Origin of the sequence: Streptomyces sp. NPDC002574 (genome assembly GCF_042889545.1) — a bacterium.
Classification (GTDB): Bacteria; Actinomycetota; Actinomycetes; order Streptomycetales; family Streptomycetaceae; genus Actinacidiphila.
Genome location: NZ_JBIARB010000005.1, coordinates 92495 through 116816, shown reverse-complemented (window position 1 = coordinate 116816; position 24322 = coordinate 92495). Strand labels below are relative to the sequence as shown.

Here is a 24322-nt window from a genome sequence, read left to right as displayed (position 1 = left end):
GGCGATCTCCGACGCCACACTGACCGACCCACTGAAGCCCCTCCTCCGGTCCTGGCCCCCGCCTCCGACCGGATACCCCGGAAGCGGCGGAGGATGCCCTGCCGCGGGGCGGGCTTCGCGGGCCGGACGGTACGGCCCGTACGCCGCCCTGGAGTTCACGCCCTCAGTGTGGCGGCCGCCCGAAACGGCGACGCCCCCGCTGCCTCCTCGGCGGCGGGGGTGTCATCCGGCGGGCACCGGCGTACAGGACGAGCCGTCAGTTCCGGTACCACTTCTGGTTGGAGGTGCCGTAGCAGGTCCACAGCTGCAGCTGTGTGCCGTTCCCGGTGGCCTTGTCCACGACGTCGACGCACTTGTCGGCGTGCGGGTTCACCAGGTCGCCGGCGCTGTTGAGGACGAACCGCTGCGCCCAGCCGCCGTTGCACTTGGCGAGCTGCACGGCCGTGCCGTTGGCGGTGGAGGCCCAGGCCAGGTCCATGCACAGGCCGAGGGAGTGGACCGAACCGTCGGAACGGAAGTCCCACTTCTGCGAGGCGGCACCGCCGCAGTCCCAGATCCGCAGGCGGCTGCCGTCGCGGCCGATGCCGTCCGCCGCGTTGGTGATGTCGACGCACCGCCCGGAGGCCGAGCTGCGGATGCGCACACCGGGAACCGTGACGCTCTGCTGCGTCTTCGTGGGCTTGACGGTGGGCTGGGTGACCGAACCGCTCGTCCCGGAGCCGGACTTGCCGGTGCCGGTGCCGGAGCCGGTGCCGGACGAGCCCGTGCCGCCCGTGCCCGTCGTCGTGCTGCTGCCGCCGCCGGTGGTGGTGCTGCCGCCCGCGGCCGCGCTGCCGCCGCTGTGGATCGTGCCGGTGGAATCACCGCCGGTGACGACCGTCCCGGTGCCACCGCCCGTCGTACCGCCGCTGCCACCGCCCGTGCCGCTCAACAGGCCCCGCGGGCCGGAGTTCTGGGAGTCGGTGTGGGTGCCGACGGTGGGCGACCCGGTGGACGCCGAGGGGTCCGATCCCGTCGTCCCGGGTGTGCCGGCGGACACGGAGGCGGCCGGGGCGGCGACGGCCACCGGGCCGCCGTCGGCGTCGTGCCCGGGGAACACGTCGACCTGCGCGAGCACGGGCACCACCAGCACCGCGCAGCCGACGACGGCTGCCGCGGCGGCTGTCGCGACCCACACCCGCTTGCCCGGCAGCAGCCCCCGGCGGGGCAGTGCGGGGCGCCGTGCGAAGTGCTCGCTGAAGCGCTCGGGTGCTCCTTCGAGCACCTCGGGGTGCCGTGGCTCGGATGGGGACGGCACATCGTCTCCTGTCGTATCGGTGGGGCTGCCGGGAAGCATGAAGGGGTCGTTCCGCGCGACTTCTGCGGGAACGTGCACATTGGACGAACGTCGTCTTAAGAGCCTCGCCAAATGATCGACTGTTCGCCAACCTCGTAAGTACAGCACGCCCTGGCGGGCAATATCGTTCACCCCATGCGCACGAACGAGTCCGGTCGCCAGGGCCGATTAGATCCTCCGGGAGCCGGCGCCGTGACCCGCACAGCACACGACGCGCAAGGGGGGCGGCCGGATCTCGCGGCCCGCCTCCTTGCCGAATCCGAAGGCCTGCGACGCTACGTCGGCAGCCTGATGGGCGGCGACGTGCACGCCGCCGAGGACGTCCTGCAGGAGACCCTGCTGCGGGCCTGGCAGAGCGCCGGACGGCTCGACCTCGACGAGCGGCCGATCCGTATGTGGCTCTTCCGTGTCGCCCGCAACCTCGCCGTCGACCACCGCCGCCGCGACCGCTCCGTACCCGTCGGGGTCACCGCCGCGGACTTCGCGGGCACCGCGCTCGCGCCCGTCCACGACCACGCCGGCGCCGTCGAGGACCGCTCCCTCCTGGTCGGCGCCCTGCGCGCGCTCGCTCCCGCGCACCGCGAAGCGCTCTTCCGCGTCCACGTCATGGGCCAGGCCGGCGAGGACGTCGCCGCTCAACTGGGCGTCCCGCGCGGGACGGTCAAGTCCCGCACCCACCACGGCGTCCGCGCCCTGCGCGCGGAACTCGCCCGCCGCGGCATCCGCGGCGCGGCCGCCTGAGCACCCGGCCGGCCTCGGCACGGACCGCCGCGCCGGCACCTCGGCGACATCCCGTGGCGCCCTTGGGACATGTCGCAGCTGTGACACCTGAGGCCAGTGACATGCTCACCGCCACAGCAGATTCTGTCGGACAGCGCATGACCTCCAGCTGTACGAAAGGTGCTTGGCCGATGGCATGGATCCGCCTGACGGCGGCAATATCGACAGGACTGTTGCTGGCCGCCGGAGGCGTACCGTCCGCCTCCGCCCGAACACCCCGGGACACCGCGGCGCGACCCGCCGCCGGCGCCCCGGGCGCGTCGTCCGTGACCGTACGCCTGGTGACCGGCGACCGCGTGAGTGTGACGCCGCGGGCCGACGGCCGCACCACCGCCTCGGTGGAGCCCGGATCGGGCCGCGAGGGGATCGTCTTCCGCACCTACCAGGAGGACGGCGGAGACCTGACGGTGCTGCCGTCGGACGCCGCGGACCTGGTCTCCGCCGGGACGTTGGACCGGCGGCTGTTCGACGTCACCACCCTGATCGCCCAGGGTTACGACGAGGCCGGCAGCTCCGCGCTGCCGCTGATCGTCTCCGCCGGCCCGCAGGGCGGCGTGGCCCGGACGACGGCGAAGAGCGAGAGGGCCGCGGCCGCCGTCGCGGACCGGGTCGCCGCGTTCAACGAGGCGTCGGCCCCCGCCCGCACCCTGGCCAGCATCGACGCGCGGTCGCTGCGCGTCGCGGACGACGACCTCGGCGCCTTCTGGAAGGCGCTGAACCCGGGCGCCGCCGAGGGCGCCGCCCGCGCCGCCGCGACCCCGCGGGTGTGGCTGGACGGCCGGGTCGCGCCGGTGCTGGACCGCAGTACGGCGCAGATCAACGCGCCGGCGGCGTGGAAGGCCGGGTACGAGGGCCAGGGCGTGAAGGTGGCCGTCCTGGACACCGGCGTGGACGCCACCCACCCCGATCTGGCGGGCCGGATCGCGGAGTCGAAGGACTTCTCGGGCAGCGGGAACACCGTGGACCACTTCGGGCACGGCACGCATGTGGCGTCGATCGTCGGAGGCACGGGCGCGGCGTCCTCCGGTTCCCGCAAGGGTGTGGCGCCGAAGGCGGAGTTGCTGGTCGGGAAGGTGCTCGGTGACGACGGCTTCGGCTCGGAGTCGCAGGTCATCGACGGCATGGAGTGGGCGGCCGCCGAGCACGCCAAGGTCGTCAACATGAGCCTCGGCTCGGACGACCCGACCGACGGCACCGACCCGATGAGCCAGGCGCTCAACACGCTCTCCGCCTCGGGCGACACCCTCTTCGTCGTCGCGGCGGGCAACGCGGGCGAGAACGGCGAGTCCACGATCGGCTCGCCGGGCGCGGCCGACGCCGCGCTGACGGTGGGCGCCGTGGACCGCGACGACTCCCTCGCCCCCTTCTCCAGCCGCGGCCCGCGACTGGGCGACAAGGCGGTCAAGCCGGATGTGACGGCGCCGGGCGTGGGCATCGTGGCCGCACGTGCCGCGGGCACCACGATGGGCGACCCGGTCGACGCCGACTACACGGCGGCGTCGGGCACGTCGATGGCGACCCCGCACGTCGCGGGTGCCGTCGCGCTGATCGCGCAGCAGCACCCCGGCTGGACCGGTCAGCAGTTGAAGGACGCGCTGATCAGCACCGCGCACACCGTGTCCGGCACCAAGGTGACCGAGCAGGGCGGCGGCCGGATCGACGTCGCCGCGGCGATGGGCGCGGTCACGGCCACCGGCAGTGTGTCCCTGCCCGCCGTCCAGGTGGGCGGCGGCAGCCGGCAGTCGGGAACGCTGCACTACACCAACACCGGTGACAAGGCCGTCGACCTGAGGCTCACCGTGGCCCTGGCCAATGCCGACGGCGTGCCCCTGACGGCCGGTGTCGTCATACCCGGTGCGGGCACCGTGCACCTCGCCCCCGGCGCCTCCGCGGACGTGCCGCTGAGCACCGACGCGAAGAACGCCCGGCGCGGCGCCTACTACGGCTACGCCACCGCGACCGGCGCGGACGGGACCGTCCTCGCCCACACCACGCTCTCCCTGGTCGTGCACGCGCCGCTGCACCGGCTCACCGTGATCTCCCGCGACCGCGCGGGCAAGGTACTGCCGGGCTGGCTGCCGACGATCTGGGGTCAGGACGGCTTCGTCCCCTACACCAGCGCCGACCCCGCGGTCGCCGTCGTCGAGGAGGGCACCTACCAGGTCGACTTCAGCAGCCTGGACAACGCCGCGGACGGCCAGGAACTGGTCGAGGTGATCAACCCGCAGGTGAAGGTCACCAAGGACACCACGGTGACGCTGGACGCCTCCAAGGTCACGCCGGTGCAGATCCGTACACCCAAGCCCGCCGAGCAGCGCGGCGTCATCAGCTACCAGACGTACCGGAGGATCGAGGGACACGGCCTGATCCAGGGCGTGATGTTCTTCGACGTCGCCAAGCGCATCTACGTCAGCCCGACCGCCCAGGTCACCGACGGCACCTTCGAGTTCGCCTCGCGTTGGCAGATGACGGCACCGCAGCTGCGGGCGAAGGTGTCCGGCACCTCCTCGGCCTTCACCCCGTACTACCTGCCGACCTCCAGGGTCCTCGACGCCAAGGGCGTCAGGCTGACCGCGGTGGACGCCGGCGCGGGTACCGCCGCCGACCTCGAGGCCGCCCACGTGCGCGGGAAACTCGCCGTCATCCGCTACGACTTCGGCAATGACGCCGACCTGGCGAAAGCTGCCGCGGACGCGGGGGCCAAGGCGCTCATGCTCGTCATGCCGCAGGACTTCTACCCCTGGACGCGCTGGCAGCCGGAGGGCGACCGCCTCGCCCTGCCGGTGATGCGCGCCGGCGCGACGGAGGGCAACGACCTGCTCGGGCGCGCCGGGAGGCGCACCACCACGGTGGACTTCTCCGGCACCGTGCAGAGCCCCTACCTGTACGACGTGCTGCAGGTGTCCCAGCAGCGCATCCCCGAGAAGGTCGTGTACACGGTCAGCGACCGCAACAGCGCGGTCGTGAAGGCCTCCTACGCCCGTACCGGGGCGTCGGCCTGGGGCAGTGAGCAGCGCTTCGGATGGCGGCCCTACCAGGGCACCGCCTGGAGCGAGACCGCGCGCGACGTGCCGATGGGCAAGGAGCGTGTGGAGTACGTGAGCGCCGGTGACACGTTGTGGAGCCACATCGTGCACCACGACACGGTCATGGACCGCGACATCGCGCTGGGCGTCGGCATGCAGGACGCCGCCCACACCTACAAGCCCGGACAGCGCACCACGGAGAAATGGTTCGCGGGGCCGGTGCGTCCGTCGATCCCGCACGGTGTGACGGGCTGGCCCGGCTCGGTGCGCACCGGCGACACCCTGTCGCTGTACATTCCGGAGTTCACCGACTCCCAGGCCGGCCACTGGTCGTTCGCGGAGGTCAGCTCGCTGGGTGGCGGTGTCGGCACCGGCGCCGCCGCGTCCGCGGTGGGCGACCCGAGCGACGTGGCCCACGCGGAGGTGTACCGCGACGGTCGGCGCGTGGCGCAGTCCGACGTCGGCGCGTGGGGCGGCTTCGAGGTGCCGGCGGGCAAGGCCGGCTACCGGCTGGACCTGACCACCGCCCGGACCTCCGCCGACTGGCAGTTCGGCACCGGCACGAAGACGTCCTGGACGTTCACCTCGGACACCGCGGCGACGGCCACGCCGTTGCCGCTGCTCCAGGTCGACTACAGCGCGCCGGTGGACCTCCTCAACGCGGTGGACGCGCGGCGGTCGCACACGCTGGGTCTGAACGTGCGGATGCCGGACGGCGTGGCCGCCCCGCGCGGGGTCACGCTCAAGGTCGAGGCCTCGTACGACGACGGCAGGACCTGGACCACGGCCCGCACCAAGCGGCTCGGCAGCGGCACGGGCTTCACCGCCGATGTGGAACGGCCGTCCGGGCTGCACCGGGACGCGTACGTGACGTTGCGGGTCACCGCGACCGACAGCGCGGGCAACGGCGTGCGGCAGACCGTCGACCGCGCCTACCTGCAGCACGGCGCCACGTCGGGGCGGTGACGCCGGTCCGGACGAACGGCTGAGGAACGGCGGGTGCCGGGGCGGGAGTCCCGGCACCCGCTGTTTGCTTGCCCGGCGGGGGCATGCGGTGCAAACTTCAACGGGCCGTTCCGCTTCACGGGGCCGGCCGGGGCGAGGGAGGGGCACGGCATGCTGGAGGCGGCAGGCCTCACGGGCATCGAGGAGACGGTGTACCGGCTCCTGGTCGGGACAGCGACCGCGTCGGCCCAGGAGGTCGCCGACCGGACCGGACTCCCGCGTGAGTCCGTCGAGGCCGTCCTCGCGGCGCTGCGCGGCAAGGGACTCGCCAGCCCCACCGACCACGACCCGCTGCACTACGCCGCCGTACCGCCCGACGTGGCGCTGCTGCCGCGGCTGCAACGCAACGCCGACGCGCTCGACAAGGCCCGCACCGCCGTCACCGACCTGCTCGACAGCTACCGCAGCACCCGCCGCAGGCATGACCCCGGCCAGCTCATCGAGGTCATCACCGGCGCCGAGGCCCTGCGCCAGCACCTGCGCCAGATGCAGGACAACGCCCGCCACGAGATGCTCTGGTTCTGCAAGGCCCAGTACGTCGCGATGCCCTCGGGCAGCAACCGCGCGGAGTACGACGCACTGGCCCGCGGGGTGCGTTACCGCGTGCTGTACGAGCAGGCCTTCTTCGACGACGAGGGCGCCATCGACAACGTCGTCGAGGGCGTGCGGGCCGGCGAGATCGCCCGTTCCGTCCCGCACCTGCCGCTGCGTCTGGCCGTCTCCGACCGGGCCATCGCGATCTGCCCGCTGGTCCCCGGCGGGCCCCAGGGAAGTGCCGGCGAGGCGACGGCCGCCCTCGTGCGCGGCAGCAGCCTGCTGGAGGCGCTCATCTCGCTCTTCGAGCGCTACTGGGAGACCGCGGTCCCGCTCAACGTCAGTGCCTCCGGCGGGGTCGAGGGAAGCGACGGTGTCATCGACTCCGACCCGCTCTCCGAGACCGACCGCCGGCTGCTCTCGCTGCTCGTGGCGGGTGTGGCCGACAAGGCCATCGCCAGTCAGATGGGGTTGAGCAGGCGCACTGTGCAGCGCCACATCCAGCACATGATGACGCTCGCCGGTGCCGACACCCGGATGCAGCTCGCCTGGCAGGCCGCCCGCCGCGGATGGCTCTGAGTCGCGCCCCGGCCACGGGATATGACATGGCGTCAGGTAGAGGCGGGCCGGCGGCCGACGCGGGGCCGTGCGGTGCGTGCCGAGCGCTGAGGGGTTCGCGCGAGCCGGTCCCGTCGGCCCGGGGGCGACGGCACCCCGGCCGCTATCGTTGGCCAAAGCTTCTCGCCCTCGTCGCGGACCCGGCCGGTTGGTGGGAGGCTTGAACCATGAGTACCCGCCTACCAGCGGGTTCCGTGGAGCAGGCTGCCCTGCCGTCCTGGTCGCCCATGCTGGCGGTGGCCGGTCCGCTGCCCGGGCCGGAGGACGAGGCGCAGTACGGGTTCGAGCCGCTCTTCAACGGTGCCCGAGTTCTCGTCCATCTACCGGGGGACGGCCGGGTTCGGCTGATCTCCGGGATCGGCCAGGACGTCACGAGCGTGTATCCCGAACTACGACAACTGCCCGACGTGCTGCCACCCGGGATGGTCGCCGTCCTCGACGGCGAGATCATCACCCTGGGCAAGCACGGCGGTCCGTCCATGGAACGGCTGCAGCGGCGGATGAGCCTGCGGCACCCGTCGGCCGTGGAACAGGCGGCCGCGGACATGCCCGCCCGGCTGATGGTCTACGACATCCTCCACCTGGGGGAGCCGGTGCTGCACTCCCCGTACACCGCGCGCCGCGCCCTCCTGGATGACCTGGGCATGTCCGGCCCCTTCGTCGCCGTCCCGCCCTACTGGCCGGCCATGGCGGCGGAAGCGCTGCAGCACATCCGTCAGGAGGGGTACGACGGCATCGTGGCGAAACGGCTGACCAGCCCCTATCTACCGGGGCGGCGCAGCCGCGACTGGATCAAGATCAAGAACATGCATCCTGACGAGTCCCACTGACCCGTCCCGGCCGTCGCCGCGACGGCCGGCCCCGTCGGTCCGCGGCCCGGTGGCCCACCGGGCCGCCCCGGCGGGCCGGCGGTGTCCGGCGTGCGGCCGTGTGCCGGTGCGCGCCGTCCCTGGTCGCGCTCTTCTTCCCCTTCTCTCTCCTCCCTTCTGTGTCCCGTGCTCCCGCGTGTTCCGGCGGGCGTACGGGACGCGCCTGTCCGCCTCCGTTTCGTGACCGCCGCGGGTGCGTTCCCCGCTGCTCCCGGGGTAATGGCCGAGCGACCGCCGGGGTACGCGTATCCCGCAGCAGCCGATGGGGAGAAGAGGGCGCAAGGACATGACGCATGACGTCGCGCAGATCGTCCGCAGGGTCGTCGCCGAGTGCGCGGGCGTGCCGGAGGACGAGGTGAGGCCCGAGGTGACCTTCTCCGGGCTCCGCCTGGGGGACCGGGGCAAGCAGCGGGCGGCCGACGCCGTGGAGCGCAAGGTGGGCGTGATGCTGCTGGCCGACGAGGTCGAGCGGATGGGGACGGTGGGCGATCTTGTCGACACCGTGTCGGAGAAGCTCTCCGAGCAACTCTCCTCAGGCTGATCGCGCACTCTCGGTAGTCGCGCACGCTGCGTAACCGGTGGGAACCGTCCGCGCCCGGTGATATGGGCGCGGTGCCCAAATCCCCTGCGAGGCAGGGGATTTGGGCTGCGGACGGGGCGTCAGGAGGGGCCGTTCCCGGCCCTCGGGGAGCATGTTTATTTGTCCGAGTTCGCGTAATTTGTCGGAAACCTTTGACTCTGGGCCACTGACGTGCCTACGGTGCAGTTGGGACGCCGCCAACTAGGCACATCGGATATGGCGTTCCGCACCAGTGATGGTGTGCCCCGTCCCAAGGACCCGGGCACATCCCGGTCGCACCGGGGTCACGCGCACGAAGCCGGTGCGACGGCGACCAGTCCTTCTGGTCGCGCATCCCAAAACGTTCACACCTCAAAGGGAACGACATGCGCGCGAACAAGAACACCACTCGCAAGATTGTCGCAGCGGCATTTGTTGCTCCGCTGCTGGCGTTCGCCGGAGCATCAGCTGCCAGTGCGGCCACCCCGCACGAGTCAGCACCGCAGCAGGCAGTCGTCGCGCACGGCGGCTGGGGCGGCGGCTGGGGCGGCGGCGGCTGGGGCCACGGCGGCTGGGGCGGCGGCTGGGGCGGCTGGGGCGGTGGCTGGGGCCACGGCTGGGGCGGCGGCTGGGGCGGCTACGGCTGGGGCCCGGGCTACGGCGGCTACTACGGCTTCTTCCGCTGAGGTCTGACGATCTGAGCAGATCAGTGACAGTACGACAGGGCCGTCACCTCGCACGAGGTGGCGGCCCTGCCGCGTGCGGTGGGGCGGGCCGGGGCCGGGCGCGGTGCCCACGAGCCGCGGCTAGGGGAACGAGTGGAAGAGCCCGTCGGGGTCGTACTTCTCGCGCAGCGCGCCGAGCCGCGCCCAGTCCGACGGGGTGTACGACCTGCGGGCGTGCGAGTCGTCCGCGGACAGGTCCGCCTCGGCGATGTAGTGCCCGGTCCCGAGCGGCGCGACGGACGCCATCGCCTCACGCAGCCACCGGACGTTGGCCTCGTCCCGCGACGGGTCGTCCCAGATCGCGTACGCGGAGACCTTGGCGTCGCCGAGGACGGAGAACGCCATGTCGCCCAGCAGTCCCGGGTTCCGTGAGGCCGGCGCGAGCGGGGCGAGGACCAGGGACTTCGCCGAGGGCGCCCGGCCGAGGGCGTCGCCGAGCCGGGTCAGCAGGGTGCCCGGGTCGGCGTGGGACCAGATGGTGTCGGCCGCATAGCGGTGCCCGTCCGGCCACAGCGCGGCGATCCGCGTGTACAGGGCCTTCATCGACGTGGGCTCCGCGACGGCCCGGCGCAGCGGGGCAGTGGTGAACGGCGCTGCGGCGAGCGGTGCCAGCGCGCGGGCCGCCTCGTCGTGGGAGCCGGCGAACGCGGTGCCGGACAGCGAGAGGACCACCTCCCCGGAACCGGGATCGGTCGAGAGGGTGAAGGCGACCTCCACGTTGGCGGGCAGATCCCCGGCCGCCTCGGTGACCCAGTCGGCGAGCGACTCGACCTCGCCGAGGTGGCACACGTACGACGTCGTGGCGACCGCCGCAGGACCGGGCCACAGGGCCAGCCGGAAGGCGGTCACGGCCGCGAAGAAGCCCGGTCCCGCGCCGCGCGCCGCCCAGAACAGGTCGGCGTTCTCGCGCTCGTCGCAGCGCACGACCTCGCCGTCCGCGGTGACGGCCTCGATCGCGCGCACGCTCGCGCACGCCGGGCCCCACGCACCGGAGTTCCAGCCGAGGCCCCCGCCGAGCAGGTAGCCGCCGAGGGCGACCGCGGCGCCGTGCCCGGTGGGGAAGGCGAGGCCGGCACGGGCGAGAACCCGCGTGAATTCCCCGGACGAGAGCCCGGGCTCGACGGTCGCCGTGGCCCGCGCGGGATCGACGACGCAACGGCGCAGGGCCGACAGGTCCAGCAGCATCCCGCCGTCGCGCAGGGGCGCGCCGCACCAGCTGTGGCCGCCCGTGCGGACCGCGACCCGCAGGCCCTCGGCGCGGGCCGTCGCGATCGCCGCCGGGACGTCGCGCACCGAGGCGGCGCGGACGATCACGTCGGGGCGACGCTGCGGCTGGTACCCGTTCCACAGCAGGCCCGTCCGGACGTCCTCGTAGCCGGCGTCGCCCCTGCGGACGACCGGCCCCTCAACGCCCGGAACCCGCGAGGGATCGCTCATGACGACCTCCTGGCCGCCGTCAGGCGGAGTGGCGCATGCGTCGTCCCAGGCTAACCGCAGGCCGCACGGGCCGCCCGTGGTCACGGCGGCGGCGGGTCCCGGGGGCACCTCCCAGCGAGAGCCCGGGGAGGAACCCGGGACCGCCGCCGTGCGGCTCAGCCGGTGAGCCGGTCGATCTGGCGGATCTTGTTGGTCGCGTCGAGCGCGGCCACCTTGTAGGACTCGGCGAGCGTCGGGTAGTTGAACACGGCGTCCACCAGGTAGTCGACCGTGCCGCCGCAGCCCATCACGGCCTGGCCGATGTGCAGCAGCTCGGTCGCCCCGGAGCCGAAGCAGTGCACGCCGAGCAGCGTGCGGTCCTCGGGCGACACCAGCAGCTTCAGCATGCCGTGCGAGTCGCCGATGATCTGGCCGCGGGCCAGCTCGCGATAGCGCGAGATGCCGACCTCGAACGGCACGTTGTCGTCGGTCAGCTGGTCCTCGGTGCGGCCGACGAAGCTGATCTCGGGAATGGTGTAGATGCCGATCGGTTGCAGGCCGCGCATCGCGTTCACCGGCTCCTCGCACGCGTGGTACGCGGCGGCCCGGCCCTGCTCCATCGACGTCGCGGCCAGCGCGGGGAAGCCGATCACGTCGCCGACGGCGTAGATGTGCGGCACGGCGGTCCGGTAGTGCTCGTCGACGGTTATGCGCCCGCGCTTGTCCGCGGCCAGTCCCGCCTTCCCGAGGTCGAGTTCCTCGGTGAGCCCCTGCCGGCCGGCCGAGTACATCACGGTGTCCGCGGGGATCTTCTTGCCGCTCGCCAGCAGGGTCAGCGCCCCGGTCGCGTGCCGCTCGACGGCCGCCACGGTCTCGCCGAAGCGGAAGGTCACGGCCAGGTCCCGCAGGTGGTACTTGAGGGCCTCGACGACCTCGACGTCGCAGAAGTCCAGCATGCCGTCGCGCTGCTCGACCACCGTCACCTTGGTGCCGAGCGCGGCGAACATCGAGGCGTACTCGATGCCGATGACCCCGGCGCCGACGATCACCATCGAGCGGGGGACCCGCTCGAGGTTCAGCACGCTGTCGGAGTCCATGATCGTTCGGTCGTCGAACTCCACACTCGCCGGGCGGGCCGGCCGGGTGCCCGTCGCGATCACGATGTGCCCCGCCGTCACCAGCGAGTCCTGGCCGGAGGCATCCCGTACGGCGACGGTGTGATCGTCCACGAAGCGGCCGGTGCCCGGCAGCATCGTGACCCGGTTGCGGGCCAGTTGGCTGCGGATCACGTCCACCTCGCGGCTCACCACGTGCTGGGTGCGCGCGGTGAGGTCGGCGACGGTGATGTCCTCCTTGAGGCGGTAGCTCTGCCCGTACATGTCGCGCTGGGTCAGGCCGGTCAGGTACAGCACCGCCTCGCGCAGGGTCTTCGAGGGAATGGTGCCGGTGTGGATGGAGACGCCGCCCAGCATGTCGGGGCGGTCGACGATGGCGACCCGGCGGCCGAGCTTGGCCGCGGCGATGGCGGCCTTCTGGCCGCCCGGGCCGGATCCGATGACGAGCAGGTCGAATTCGGTCACGGGCCGAGTCTGACAGGGGGTGACACTCCGGGGAAAGGGCGGTCCCGGGTCGGGGTCAGCGGGCCTCGGCGGCGGTCACGACCTCGGTGATGCCGCGCGCGGCCAGATGCGCCGGATCCTGCGCGCGGTCGGCCAGCACGAGGGCCGGACGGACCCCGCGCGCGGTGAGGGCCGCCCACGCCTCGAACACCTCGCCCCCGGGGGCGCAGGTGGCGCGGCGCGGCGCCGTCTCCGGTTCGCCGACGTCCACGACGAGCGCGGTGGTACGGGGGAGCGGAGCCGGCGCGGGCCCCGAACGCAACTCCTCGGCGACCCGGGCGACGGCGGCGCCCGCCGGTTTCACACGGCGGTCGTTGCCGAGCAGACCGAGCGTGTACTCCAGCTCGGGGAAGTCGGCCAGGCTGCGCGCGACGTCGTGCGAGCACCACCAGGTGATGCCCCACAGGTCCGTGCAGTCCAGCGCGTTGGCGATGGTGGCCGACGCGAAGGCCGCCGCGTGGTCCGGCGGGATCAGGGGCGCGGGGGCGCCGACCTCCTGGAGCCAGACGGGCCGGTGCGCATCGGTGGCCCACGCCTTGGAGAGCTCGATGAGGTACGCGGCATGGTGCTCGGTGGCGACCCCCGCGTGGCCGTGGCGCTGCGCGGTGCCGTTGAAGACCCAGGAGTGGACGGCGGTGGCGAAGCCGAGGCGGGCGGCCTGACCGGGTGTGAAGGCGTGGTCGTCCTGGTACCAGGCCGCGTCGTACTCCGCGTGCAGGTGCAGCTTGCCGGGGGCGCCGCGCTCGCACGCGTCCAGCATCAGGCGCAGCCAGGCCTCGGCCTGTACCGGACCGATGCGGTCCGGGTCCGGGTGCGGCGGTCCGGAGAACTGGTTGATCTCGTTGCCGACCGTCATGCCGAGGAAGTTGGGCCGGTCGGCGAGGGCCGCGGCCAGGGTGCGCAGGTACTCGGCCTCCGCCGCGACGACGTCGGCGTCGGTGAAGATGTTCCGCCGGTGCCAGGTGCCGGTCCAGGCGGGCAGGAAGTCGAAGCTGGACAGATGGCCCTGCAGGCCGTCGACGTTGACGTCCAGGCCGCGTTCGGCGGCGGCGTCGACGAGGGCGACCAACTGCTCGACCGCCCGCGGCCGGATGAGCGCGCGGTTGGGCTGGAACAGCGGCCAGAGCGGGAAGACCCGGATGTGGTCCAGACCCAGGCCGGCGATGGAATCGAGATCGGCGCGGACCGCGTCGAGGTCGAAGTCCAGCCAGTGGTGGAACCAGCCCTGGCTCGGGGTGTAGTTGACGCCTAGGCGCGGGGTCATGGCAGGTCCAGGTGGCGAAGGGCGGGCGCGGGCGGCACGCCGGGGCTGTCGGGCCGGCCGGGGGAGTGGCCGTGCCGCGACCGGCTTCGGCCGGGGGAGCCGGCCGCCGGCGCCCACGCCAAACTGGCATCGCGCCCCCGGTAAAGTCAACTCGCTCCGGGCAAAGGCTTTTTGTGTCCACGAATCCGCAGGTCACCGCCCTGGTGAAGAAAATGGGGAGGGGCTGCTAATGCGCTTTAGAGGAACCCCGCTCAAGCGCTATAGCAACGGGCGGTGTTCGGCGGGTGGATACTGGCACACCACAGCGGGGACACCGGGCGGCGAGCGGAGGGAGGGGCCCGATGACGGCGTACGAGCGGCCGGCGGAACCGGCGCCCGAGGGCCGCGCCGACCGGCGCCCCCCGGCACGCCGCCCGACCATGAAGGACATCGCCCGCCGGGCCGGGGTGTCCGAGAGCGCGGTCTCCTTCGCCCTCAACGACCGGCCCGGCGTGTCCGACGCCACGCGCCGCCGGGTCCGCGCGGTCGCGGAGCAACTGGGCTGGCAGGCCAGCACCGCCGCCCGCGCGCTGTCCGGCGAGGGCGCGGCCACGGTCGGCCTGGTCCTGGCCCGGCCGGCCAACACCCTCGGCCTCGAGTCGTTCTTCCTGCAACTCGTCTCGGGCCTCCAGGAGGTGCTGTCGGCACGCCAACTGGGCCTGCTCTTCCGTGTGGTGGAGGACAGCGGGGCGGAGTGCGACGTCTACCGCAGGTGGTGGGCGGAGCAGCGGGTCGACGGGGTGATCGTGGTCGACCCGCACGCGGGCGACCCGCGGCCGGAACTCCTGGACTCCCTGGGCCTGCCCGCGGTCGTCATCGGCACCACACCGGACGGCGCCGTCGCGCGCCCCGGGATCTCCACCGTGTGGGCCGACGACACCGCGGCCATGGCCGCGATCGCCCACCACCTGCACGCCCTTGGCCACCGCCGCGTCGTGCACGTGGCGGGGCCGCCGCACCTGGCGCACACCGCGCGCCGCATCGCCTCGCTCCGCGCCGAGGCCGCCCGCCTCGGGGTGGCCGCGGCCCGCTCGGTCACCACGGACTACTCCGGCGAGCAGGGCGCGGAGGCCACGAGCCGCGTGCTGGCCGAAGCCGATCCGCCCACGGCGATCGTCTACGACAACGACGTGATGGCGGTGGCGGGCGCGGCCGTCGCCGCCCGGCGCGGGCTGTCCGTACCGGGCGACCTGTCCCTCGTCGCCTTCGACGACTCGCCGCTGTGCCGGACCACCCACCCTCCGCTGACCGCGCTCGTGCGGGACACGCTCGCGGTGGGGCGCTGTGCGGCGACGGAGTTGCTCGCGCTGCTCGGAGGCGGGTCCGCGCGGCGCGTCCAGGTGCCGACGCCGCGGCTTCGTGTGCGCGCCAGCACGGGCCCGCCTCCGGCGGCCTGACCGGTTTTTTCCCCGCCCGCCCTCCCTCCCCCAACCTTCGGCCGGGGGTGCCCCCAGCCCGGCGCGGTAAGTGACCGCCTGCGCTCTGTTCGTATGGGGTCGGTGCCGCGCCGGAGCCCTCCCCCAGATACCGCTGGGAGGTGCCCCCAGCGGGCGGACCCCGCCACACCCCTTCCGGCTGTTGGGGCGACATGACGGCCGGTGGGGGTGTTGTTGGCGGTGACGGCTGGGCCCTTGGACGGCGCTGCGCCAACGGACGGCCCGCGCACGGTGCCGTCTACCCCCCACCGGGGATCAGGCGCGAGAGCTCACCAGAGGGGGCGGGGGAGTTGGGGGCACCCCCGGCCGGAGGCTGGGGGAGGGTGGGTGTTCTGGACTGTGGAGCATATTTGGGTGCATGACCCGGGGTGATCAAGGGACAGTGCCTGAGGCACCTAAATGTGCTGTCCAGAATGGCCGGCCCCGGAGGCCCCGAACCCGGCCCCCACGAAGCGCGCGTCGGGGCGCCCTGACTTCACAGGGCACACGGGCGGGCGGGCGGGGAAAAAGCCTTACCCGGTGCGGGGGCGGGCCCCCGGGCCCGGGAGGCGGTCGACCTCGTCGCCGGAGGCGACGAGGTGGCCGTCCCCGCACAGCAGAGCCACCCGTACAGACGCCCCGCACCCGTGATGCGTCGCGAGCAGCGACGGCCCCTCGGGATCCGCGAGGTACTTGTCCCCCCAGTCGCGCAGCGCGCTGATCAGCGGGTAGAGGTCCCGCCCCATCGTGGTGAGGACGTACTCCGAGCGCCGGCGCGCGCCCGGTTCCTGGTAGTCGCGCAGCTCCAGCAGGCCCCGCTCGACCATGCCGTTCAGCCGGTCGCTGAGGACCGAGCGGGAGACGCCCAGGTGGTTCTGGATGTCGCTGAACCGCCGGACCCCGCGGGTGACCTCGCGGAGGATTAGCAGCACCCACGGCTGGCCGACGAGTTCGACGGCGCGCCCCACTGAGCAGTTCGAGACGTCCTGGTCGAGGTATTCCATGGGGCCGATCCTATCTGAGTTCTCCAGGAGAACTCAGGGATGGTAACGTGCGCCACAGCGGCTGAGTTCGAGAGTCGGACCCAGTCGAGGAGGGACACCACTCATGACACCCCCGACCGCCGCCGGCGCCCACGCCGGCGCCCACGCCGGCGCGCCCGTCGCACCGGCCCCCGCGCAGAGCAACCAGGACCGTGCCGCCCGGCAGAGCCGGAGGCAATGGATCGGATTCGTCGTTGCCAGCCTCGGTCAGATGGCGATGTTCGTGAACATCACCCAGACCACGGCGGTCCTCGCGCCCCTCCAGCAGGACCTGCACGTGTCCGGTTCCGCGCTCGTGTGGATCGCGGGCATCTACTCGATGATGGTCGCGAGCTTCGTGCTCTCCGCCGGCACCGTCGGCGACATCCTGGGACGCCGCCGGGTCTTCGCGCTCGGCATGGTGCTCCTGGGCGCCGGAAGCCTCGTCGTCTTCCTGGCGTCCGGCGCCGGGACGGTGATCGTGGGCCAGGCGCTGATGGGCATCGGCGGCGCGGCGATCCTGCCCAACAGCCTCTCCCTGGTCACCCAGATGTTCCCGGACCCGCACGAGCGCACCCGGGCGGTGGGCATCTGGGTCGCGGTGTCCGGCATCGGGCTCGCCTTCGGGCCCGTCGCTGCCGGGCTGATCCTGGAGCGCTTCTCCTGGAACGCGGTCTTCCTGGTCAACGTGGTGCTCGCGGTGGTCGTGCTGCTGCTCACGCCGCGCTTCGTCACCGAGAGCCGCCACCCGGGCCGCCACCTCGACCCGCCCGGCCTGGTGCTGGCCGTGATCGCGATCGGCGCGCTCAACTACGGCCTGGTGGAGGGCGGTCACAGCGGATACGGCACATGGCAGGCGGCCGGCGCCTTCGTCCTGGCCGCCGTGGCGCTCGCCGCGTTCATCGTGCACGAGTCCCGCACCCGCACGCCGATGCTCAACCTGCGGCTGTTCCGCAACCGCACCTTCGCCACGGCCAACGTCGTCGCCATGATCGGCCAGTACTCCTTCGTGGCCGTCGCCTTCGCCCAGGTGCTGTACTTCGAGCGCGTCCGGCACGAGTCGATCCTCCGCGCGGGACTGCTGCTCCTGCCCGTGATGATCGCGTACGTGCTGGTCAGCTACGTGGCCGCCGCCATAGCCCGGCGCGTCGGCTTCAAGACGACCCTGGGCGCCGGGACGGTGCTCGCCGCGGTGGGCGCCCTGGCGATGACCGCGCAGACCCCCACCACGTCCGTGGTCGTCATCGCGGTGCTGATGGGTCTGTTCGGGGCCGGCGCGGGGCTCATCCTGCCGCCGGGCACGGCCGTGGCGGTGATCAGCGTGCCGCACACCGACGGCGGCATGGCCAGCGGCACGGTGAACCTCTTCCGCCAGGTCGGCGGAACCCTCGGCGCGACCGTCACCGGCACCGTCCTCACCAGCGGCCTCGCCTCCCGGCTCCCGGACGCGCTCGCCGAGCGCGGCACCCCGCCCGCGGTCACCGGCCAGGTGGTCCAGGCCGTCGGCAGCGGCGCGTCAGGTGCGGGCCTGCCCGCGGGGCTGCGCGCCACCGTCGACGCCGCGGTGGGCGACGCGTTCTCGGGGGCACTGCACCTCGCCGTGCTCATCCCGGGCGTGGCCATCGCCGCGGCGGCCGTCGCGGCCGTCACACTGATCCGCAACCGTCCCACTCCGCAACAGCACTGAGGGAGCCCCGCCGTGCCCGAAGCAGCCCAGCCCGACTCCACGCCCGACGCGTTCCTCGCCCTGGAGCGCGCGGGAGCCTTCCTCCGCGCCGTCGGGCTGCACTTCGACTCCGTCACCCCGACCGAGGTCCGCGGCCACCTCGAGGTGACCGCGGAGCACCACACCCCGTGGGGCATCACCCACGGCGGGGTCTACGCGACCGTCATCGAGAGCGTGGCCAGCGTGGGCGCGTCGGTCGCGGTGGAGTCCCGGGGACAGTTCGCGGTCGGGGTCGGCAACCAGACCGACTTCCTGCGGTCGCACGTCACCGGGCGCCTCGACGTGGTCGGCACGCCCATCCAGCAGGGCCGCAGCCTGCAGTTGTGGCTCGTGGAGATCGGCGACGAGTCCGGCAGGCCCATCGCCCGCGGGCAGGTACGGCTGTTCAACCGCGACCTGCCCGGTCACTGACCGGGACGTCCGTCAGACCGGTGACCCGCAGGGTGAGGTTCAGCCGTCCGGACGCGAGGCCGGTGGCCGGGTCACCGGTCCCGGGCAGGATCCTCGGGACCCCGTGGTACGCGAAGCGCGACGGCCCGCCGAACACGAACAGGTCGCCGGAGGCCAGTTCCAGATCGGTGTAGGGGCGGTTGCGGTTCTCGGTGTTGCCGAAGCGGAAGACGCAAGCGTCGCCGACGGTCAGCGACACCACCGGGGCGCCGGACCGTTCGTCCTTGTCCTGGTGCATGCCCATCCGGGCGCCGGCGTCATAGAAGTTGATCAGGGCGGTGTCCGGTGCCCAGCCGTCGCCCGCCGCCGGGTCCTGATACGCGTCCACCAGTGCCCGGCGGCCCAACTCGGCCAGCCAGTCCGGGAATTCCGCCACCCGGGCGCCGTTCACGTCGCCCGCCGTCCGGGTGTAGCGGTACGGCTGCCAGTGCCAGCCGAGGCAGACGGTCCGCACCGACATCACACCGCCGCGCGGCAGCCTCGTGCGACGCATCGGAACCGGCCCGGCGGCCCAGCCGCGGCACGCGGTCACGAGCCGGCGCTGCTCGTCCGGGCCCAGCCAGCCGGGCACGTGCACCGCGCCGGGCGCGACCTCCAGCCGGGGGCGGGGGAACAGGCCGCTCATCGCCCGCCCCCCGCGGCGGTACGGACCACCCAGCCGCGGTCGAAGCGCCAGACGCCGCCGTCGGGCGCCGCCCCGCGCAGTCCCTGGAGCGCGGCCGGGCCGGTCGCGGCCGCGATGCGGGGGTCGCCGAGCGCGGCGAAGCCGACCGTACGGGCGGGGTCCCAGCCGGTGCCGTGCCGCAGCCGGCGGACGAGCTGGGCCCACCCCCGGGGCGCCGCCGCGACCGCCCAGGCGTCGGGCGCGTCCGCGGTCAGCCGCTGGGCCTGCCGCAGCCAGGAGGCCGCCTCCTCGGGCCAGTCCACGACGGCGGCGATCTCGCGGCCCGCCGCGCGCCAGGCGGCCGCGAAGGCCGCCGCCGCGTCACGGGAGGCCGCGTCGCGGCTGTGCCCGACCGTCACGACCCGGGCGCCGTCCAGCAGGCCGAGGAGAGCGGCGAGCTCCGCGGCGGTGTGCGCGGCGGGTGCGGGCAGTTCCTCCAGCGCGGCCAGATCGCCGGCCGTGAGGAGGGGCGAGGGCGCGGGCGCCTCGTCGGCGGGTGTGTGCGGCATTTCCATGGTCTCCGGGTCCCGGTTCGCTCGGCTCGCTTTCCATTGTGCGTACTGGCGGGGCAGGCACCGCGCGCACGGGCGGTGGCCGGCCGCCACCGCCGTCGTCTCGTCGGCGAAGAACACCCGCTCGCGGACGTAGCCGCCGCGGGCCAGCGCCCGCAGCGCGCTCGGGCAGTCCAGCCTGCCGTACAGGCGGCCGCGCCGGTGCCCGCCGAGGGTGCCGGGCACGGTACTCGGGTACGGCTCCCCGTCCGGCCCGGTCCGGGTGTAGGTCCGGACGGGGCGGGAGCCGGTCACGTCGCGTCGTGGAGGACCAGTCCCAGCGTGTGCCGGCGGCCGGAGCGGACGGTGCTCACGCCGTGCCGCATGGGGGCGGCGGACCAGCCGCGCGTGGAGCGGACGGGGCGGTCGCGGGTGGTGAACACCAGCGCGTGGCCCTGGGGGAGCGCGGTGGCCGAACCACGGGACTGGGCCCGCGCCCGCTGCTCGGTCATCAGGAACTCGCCGCCGGTGTAGTCGCCGCCGGGCTCGTCCAGGCCGATCACGACCTGGAGCGGGAAGACCAGTTCCCCGTACAGGTCCTGGTGCAGCGCGTTCCAGTCGCCCGCGCCGTAGCGCAGCAGGATCGGGGTCGGCCGCCGTTGGCCCGCGGCGTGGCACATCCCCAGCCACTGCTCCAGGGTGTCCGGCCAGGGCGCGGGGCGGCCGAGACGGGCTGCCCAGTCGCGCGCGACGGGCAGCAGACGGGGGTAGAACGCCTCGCGCAGCTCCCGTACGAGGTCCGGCAGCGGATGGGCGAAGTAGCGGTACTGGCCGGAGCCGAAGCGGTGCCGGGCCATGTCGACGGTCGAGCGGAAGCGCGCCGGCTCGTCGTAGAGTCCGGCCATCGCGCGGCACTCGGCGGGGGTGAGGACGCGATGCGCGGTCAGGGCACTGCCGTACGCGTCGAGCTCGCCCGCGAGCGCGGGCCAGTCGGCGGCGGCGACCCGCTCGCGGGCCGCCGCCGGGGTGCTGGTGGTCGTGGTCATGGGGGTCCTCCCGGTCAGGCGGTGCGGCGGCCGGACTCCAGCGCCAGCAGGTGTTCCTTGCGGGACATCCCCCCGGCGTAGCCGGTCAGGGCGCCGCTGGAGGCGACCACGCGGTGGCAGGGGCGGACGACCAGCAGGGGGTTGCGGCCGATCGCGGCACCCACCGCGCGCGACGAGCTGCGCGGGATGCCGCACCGCTCGGCGACGTCGGCGTACGAGAGGGTCGTGCCGTAGTCGATGGTCTCCACGGTCTTCCACACCTGCTGCTGGAAAGGGGTCCCGGCCGTGGTGAACTCGATGTCGAAGCAGGTCAGTTCGCCCGTGAAATAGGCCGTGAGCTGGCCCAGGATCTCGGCGAAGGCCGCCCGGTCCTCGCGCCAGCCGGCCCCGGGGGCCGTGACGCCGCCCTTCTGCCCGGGAACGGACAGCGAGGTGAGTGCCGTGCCGCCCTTGGCGGTCGCCGACTCCTCGCCGACGAGCAGGAGTTCGCCGAGCGGGCTGTGCGTCGTGGTGTAGACCGTCATCGGTCCGGTCCTTCCGTCGTTCGTGCGGTACGACTACGAGTCTGGTCCCTGGGCGGGGACGGTGCTGGCGGGATTCGGACGTCGCATTCCCGCTGCCCGGAAGACCGGGCGGTCCCCTCAGGACACGGTCTGTTCGGCGCTCCAGAGGTGGTGCACGGCGTAGGTGCGCCAGGGCCGCCAGGCCTCGGCCTCCTGGAGCGAGACGCCCGCCCGGGCGGCGCCCGCGCGCGCCGCCACGTCGTCCTCCAGCAGGACGTCGGGGTCGCCCAGGGCGCGCATCCGCAGGTAGCCGGCAGTCCAGGGGCCGATGCCGCGCAGCGCGAGCAGCGCCTTCTCCGTGGCGTCCCGGTCGACTCCCGGGTCGAGGGCGACGGTGCCGTCGGCCAGCGCGGCGGCGAGCCCGCGCACCGTGTCCCGGCGGGCACCGGGCATGCCGAGTTCCGACAGCGACGCCCCCGCGAGGGTGTCCACCGTGGGGAACAGATGGGTGAGGCCGCCGCTCGGCACGGGCAGCGGCGTCCCGTACGCCGCCACGAGCGCGGCGCCCAGGCGCCGCCCCGCGGCGAGGGTGACCTGCTGGCCCAGCACGGCGCGGACCGCCGTCTCGTGCGGATCGACCGTGCCGGGGGCGCGCAGACCGGGACGGAGCGCGGCCAGCGCCCCCATCGCCGGGTCGGCGCCGAGCCGTTCGGCCACCGCGTACGGGTCCGCGTCCAGGTCGAACAGGCGCCGGACGCGCTGGGTGGCGGTCGTCAGGTCCCGCAGCTCGCTCAGGTGCAGGCGGCACTCCAGCCAGCCGCCGCCCTTGCCGACGGCCTCGGACACCTCGGCGACCGCGTGGCCGCCCGGCAGGCGCAGGGTACGGCGGTACGTACGGCTGCCGGCGGGCCCGGTGACCTCCTCGATGCCGTGGAGGGCGCGGCGTTCCAGGCGGTCGAAGACCTGCCGGGTGTCGTAGGCGCCCCGATAGGCGAGCCGCAGCGGTATTCCGGAGGCGGGGGACGCGGCGCCCTCGGCGACGGCGGCCGCGGAACGCGCGCCGCCGGGCCGGGCCGCCCGCAGTTCGGTGGGGGTCATGGCGTAGATCTCACGGACCGTGTCGTTGAACTGCCGGACGCTCGCGAAACCGGCGGCGAACGCGATCCCGGCCGCCTGCATACCGGTGGTCTGCAGCAGGACGCGCGCGGTGTGCGCCCGCTGGGCCCGCGCCAGGGCGATCGGGCCCGCGCCGAGTTCCGCGTTGAGCTGTCGCTGCACCTGGCGGGCGCTGTAACCCAGCCGCGCGGCGAGGCCCGCCACGCCCTCGCGGTCCACGATGCCGTCGCCGATCAGCCGCATCGCCCGGCCGACGACGTCCGCCCGCACGTTCCACGCGGCGGAGCCGGGCACGGCGTCCGGGCGGCACCGCCGGCAGGCCCGGAAACCGGCGCCCTGCGCGGCGGCCGCGGTCGGGAAGAAACGCACATTGCGCTGCCGGGGCGTCACGGCGGGGCAACTGGGGCGGCAGTAGATGCCCGTCGTCGTCACCGCGAAGAAGAACTCCCCGTCGAACCGGGCGTCCCGGCTGCGCACCGCCTCGTACCTGCGGTCGTCCATGGTCACCCCTCCACTGTGCGGCATCGCGCCCGCGAACACCGGCGGAAATCGGACACGGAGTTTTCTGCCGGTCCCGCCGGTCCGGCGGGCTCACGCGCCCACTGACCTGCCCGCACGCTTGATCCGCCACGCGAACACCGCCGCGCCGAGGGGGAGGCCGACGATCCCGCCCAGGGCGGAACCGACGTCATGGGTGTCCGGGGAGATCCACGCCTCGGTGGCGTCTCCCAGGAGGACCAAAGCCAGCAGGGTGGCCAGTCCGGCGGCCGCGGCGGATCGCCGGCCCGGCGGCCGGGTCCGGTAGAGCTCGGCCACCGGCACGCCGCCGGCGAGGACGCAGATCGCGAGGCTCGGGAGGGCGGCGCCCGGCAGCAGGCCCAGCGCCCAGGCGATGACTTCGAGGAGTCCCAGAGGGACGAGAAGGATGAGCATGTGCAGCGCTGTCGCGGTGGCGAGGTCCCGGGCCCCGTACGGCACCGGGGGCGTTCCGGCGCTCTCCTCCTCGGCCATGCCCGGAGCGTACCGGGCAATCGGGCACGGTGGGCACCCCCGTGACCTACGAGGGGTCCCGGCCGCGCGGCGGCGCCGGCGCCCACGGGGCGATGCCGCCGGCGGCGAGCCGGTCGAGCGCGGCGCTGAGGCGGCGGCACACCTGCTCGGTCTCCTGGCGTGAACGGTCCCGCTCGGTGATGGTCGCGGCCAGCAGGAGGGCGGTCAGCGCCACCGACCCGTTGAACGCCTGGAGGGTGACCATCGTGGCGAGGAGGGTGTGACCGGCGAACGGACCCACCGCGTCGGCGCCCGCGACGACGGCGATCAGGGAGACGACCGCCGCGCAGGGCGCCGCGCCCGCGAGCCGGAAGCGGAAGGCGGCCCAGATCAGGACGGGGAAGACGAGGAAGAGCAGCCCGAGACCGCTCCGGGTGGCCACTCCCGCGACGAGCAGCGTGCACACCAGCAGCGCCGCCGCCTCGGCCCGGCGCAGCGGCGGGACCCCGCGCGGCCACCGGTACGCGCGGGCGGCCAGCAGCAGGGGTGCGATGACCAGGACGCCCATCGCGTCCCCGGTCCACCACACCGACCACGTCCGCCAGAAGTCGCCGGCGGGCACGGCCCCGGCGGCCACGAGCACCGCGCTGCCGACTGTCGCGCTGACGAGCATCCCGCCCAGGGCGCCGAGGAAGACCAGCGCCAGCGCGTCCCGCAGCCGGTCCAGTTCGGGGCGGAAGCCGACGTGCCGCAGCAGCAGGCAGGCGCACACCGGGGCGATCGTGTTGCCCGCCGCGATGGCGACGACCGGGAGGATCGAGGGACCGATGGCGAGGTTCACCAGGAAGGCGCCGACGGCGACCCCGGGCCACATCCGCACTCCCCACAGCAGCAGGCCGACCACCGCGATCCCGGTCGGCGGCCACAGCGGGGTGACCTGCCCGCGGACGAGCTGCTGCATCAGGCCCAGACGCGCGGAGCCGTAGTAGACCGCGGCGACGACGGCGATCCGCAGGACGAGGACGGCCCAGCGCCGTGGCCCGCGGGCCCCGGCGGACGGTTCGGTACGGCGTCGGGACATGGCATCAGCGCCCTGCGGTCGTCCGATG

21 protein-coding genes are annotated in these 24322 nt (G+C 73.8%); 9 read left to right on the top strand and 12 right to left on the bottom strand.

What is annotated here, in order from left to right; genetic code table 11:
• Positions 1-256: 256 nt before the first annotated feature.
• On the bottom strand, positions 257-1297 hold the full coding sequence (locus tag ACFYXS_RS13070) for a ricin-type beta-trefoil lectin domain protein (RefSeq protein ID WP_389247130.1): 1041 nt from the start codon (positions 1295-1297) through the stop codon (positions 257-259).
• A 231-nt stretch (positions 1298-1528) separates the two neighbouring features.
• Between ACFYXS_RS13070 and ACFYXS_RS13065 the strand changes: the two genes are divergently transcribed.
• From ACFYXS_RS13065 to ACFYXS_RS13040, 6 genes are all read left to right on the top strand, one after another.
• Positions 1529-2077: a sigma-70 family RNA polymerase sigma factor gene (locus ACFYXS_RS13065; protein ID WP_389247128.1), complete on the top strand. Its 549-nt coding sequence runs from the start codon at positions 1529-1531 to the stop codon at positions 2075-2077.
• Between the two features lie 170 nt (positions 2078-2247).
• The gene (locus ACFYXS_RS13060; RefSeq protein ID WP_389247126.1) at positions 2248-6108 is read left to right on the top strand and encodes a S8 family serine peptidase; all 3861 of its coding nucleotides are present in this window, start codon (positions 2248-2250) and stop codon (positions 6106-6108) included.
• A gap of 150 nt (positions 6109-6258) precedes the next feature.
• A complete protein-coding gene (locus tag ACFYXS_RS13055) occupies positions 6259-7260 on the top strand; it encodes a helix-turn-helix domain-containing protein (RefSeq protein WP_389247124.1) in 1002 nt (333 codons plus the stop codon).
• A 233-nt stretch (positions 7261-7493) separates the two neighbouring features.
• A complete protein-coding gene (locus ACFYXS_RS13050; RefSeq protein WP_389247122.1) occupies positions 7494-8129 on the top strand; it encodes a hypothetical protein in 636 nt (211 codons plus the stop codon).
• A gap of 325 nt (positions 8130-8454) precedes the next feature.
• On the top strand, positions 8455-8709 hold the full coding sequence (locus ACFYXS_RS13045; protein WP_389247120.1) for an acyl carrier protein: 255 nt from the start codon (positions 8455-8457) through the stop codon (positions 8707-8709).
• Positions 8710-9113: 404 nt separating this feature from the next.
• Positions 9114-9413: a hypothetical protein gene (locus ACFYXS_RS13040; protein WP_389247118.1), complete on the top strand. Its 300-nt coding sequence runs from the start codon at positions 9114-9116 to the stop codon at positions 9411-9413.
• 120 nt (positions 9414-9533) lie between these two features.
• On the opposite strand, the gene ACFYXS_RS13035 is transcribed toward ACFYXS_RS13040, so the two are convergent.
• The 3 genes from ACFYXS_RS13035 to ACFYXS_RS13025 form a co-directional block, all read right to left on the bottom strand.
• Entirely contained in the window at positions 9534-10889 is a 1356-nt protein-coding gene (locus ACFYXS_RS13035; RefSeq protein ID WP_389247116.1) for an FAD-binding oxidoreductase, read from the bottom strand.
• A 155-nt stretch (positions 10890-11044) separates the two neighbouring features.
• On the bottom strand, positions 11045-12448 hold the full coding sequence (gene sthA / locus ACFYXS_RS13030; RefSeq protein ID WP_389247114.1) for a Si-specific NAD(P)(+) transhydrogenase: 1404 nt from the start codon (positions 12446-12448) through the stop codon (positions 11045-11047).
• Positions 12449-12503: 55 nt separating this feature from the next.
• Complete coding sequence (locus ACFYXS_RS13025; protein ID WP_389247112.1) at positions 12504-13751, bottom strand: glycosyl hydrolase; 1248 nt, start codon at positions 13749-13751, stop codon at positions 12504-12506.
• Positions 13752-14092: 341 nt separating this feature from the next.
• Here ACFYXS_RS13025 and ACFYXS_RS13020 point away from each other — a divergent pair, with 341 nt between their 5' ends.
• Positions 14093-15187, top strand: coding sequence for a LacI family DNA-binding transcriptional regulator (locus ACFYXS_RS13020; protein WP_389247110.1), 1095 nt, complete (start codon positions 14093-14095; stop codon positions 15185-15187).
• Between the two features lie 551 nt (positions 15188-15738).
• Here the strand turns inward: ACFYXS_RS13020 and ACFYXS_RS13015 are convergent.
• Positions 15739-16209: a winged helix-turn-helix transcriptional regulator gene (locus tag ACFYXS_RS13015; protein WP_389247108.1), complete on the bottom strand. Its 471-nt coding sequence runs from the start codon at positions 16207-16209 to the stop codon at positions 15739-15741.
• A gap of 103 nt (positions 16210-16312) precedes the next feature.
• Between ACFYXS_RS13015 and ACFYXS_RS13010 the strand changes: the two genes are divergently transcribed.
• Positions 16313-17914, top strand: coding sequence for an MFS transporter (locus tag ACFYXS_RS13010; RefSeq protein WP_389247106.1), 1602 nt, complete (start codon positions 16313-16315; stop codon positions 17912-17914).
• Positions 17915-17926: 12 nt separating this feature from the next.
• Positions 17927-18364: a PaaI family thioesterase gene (locus tag ACFYXS_RS13005; protein ID WP_389247104.1), complete on the top strand. Its 438-nt coding sequence runs from the start codon at positions 17927-17929 to the stop codon at positions 18362-18364.
• Here ACFYXS_RS13005 and ACFYXS_RS13000 read toward each other — a convergent pair.
• From ACFYXS_RS13000 to ACFYXS_RS12970, 7 genes are all read right to left on the bottom strand, one after another.
• Positions 18339-19028, bottom strand: coding sequence for an alpha-ketoglutarate-dependent dioxygenase AlkB family protein (locus ACFYXS_RS13000; protein WP_389247102.1), 690 nt, complete (start codon positions 19026-19028; stop codon positions 18339-18341). The genes ACFYXS_RS13005 and ACFYXS_RS13000 overlap by 26 nt on opposite strands.
• A complete protein-coding gene (locus ACFYXS_RS12995; protein WP_389247100.1) occupies positions 19025-19804 on the bottom strand; it encodes an ABC transporter substrate-binding protein in 780 nt (259 codons plus the stop codon). Before ACFYXS_RS12995 ends, ACFYXS_RS13000 begins: the two co-directional genes overlap by 4 nt.
• Positions 19805-19869: 65 nt before the next feature.
• A complete protein-coding gene (locus tag ACFYXS_RS12990) occupies positions 19870-20604 on the bottom strand; it encodes a 2OG-Fe(II) oxygenase (RefSeq protein WP_389247098.1) in 735 nt (244 codons plus the stop codon).
• 14 nt (positions 20605-20618) lie between these two features.
• Complete coding sequence (locus tag ACFYXS_RS12985; protein WP_389247096.1) at positions 20619-21128, bottom strand: methylated-DNA--[protein]-cysteine S-methyltransferase; 510 nt, start codon at positions 21126-21128, stop codon at positions 20619-20621.
• A gap of 117 nt (positions 21129-21245) precedes the next feature.
• Positions 21246-22724 carry an AlkA N-terminal domain-containing protein gene (locus ACFYXS_RS12980; protein WP_389247094.1) on the bottom strand — a complete coding sequence of 493 codons (1479 nt, stop codon included), beginning with the start codon at positions 22722-22724 and terminating at the stop codon, positions 21246-21248.
• A gap of 90 nt (positions 22725-22814) precedes the next feature.
• Complete coding sequence (locus ACFYXS_RS12975) at positions 22815-23234, bottom strand: hypothetical protein (protein ID WP_389247092.1); 420 nt, start codon at positions 23232-23234, stop codon at positions 22815-22817.
• 46 nt (positions 23235-23280) lie between these two features.
• Positions 23281-24294: an MASE1 domain-containing protein gene (locus ACFYXS_RS12970; RefSeq protein WP_389247090.1), complete on the bottom strand. Its 1014-nt coding sequence runs from the start codon at positions 24292-24294 to the stop codon at positions 23281-23283.
• Between the last annotated feature and the right edge of the window lie 28 nt (positions 24295-24322).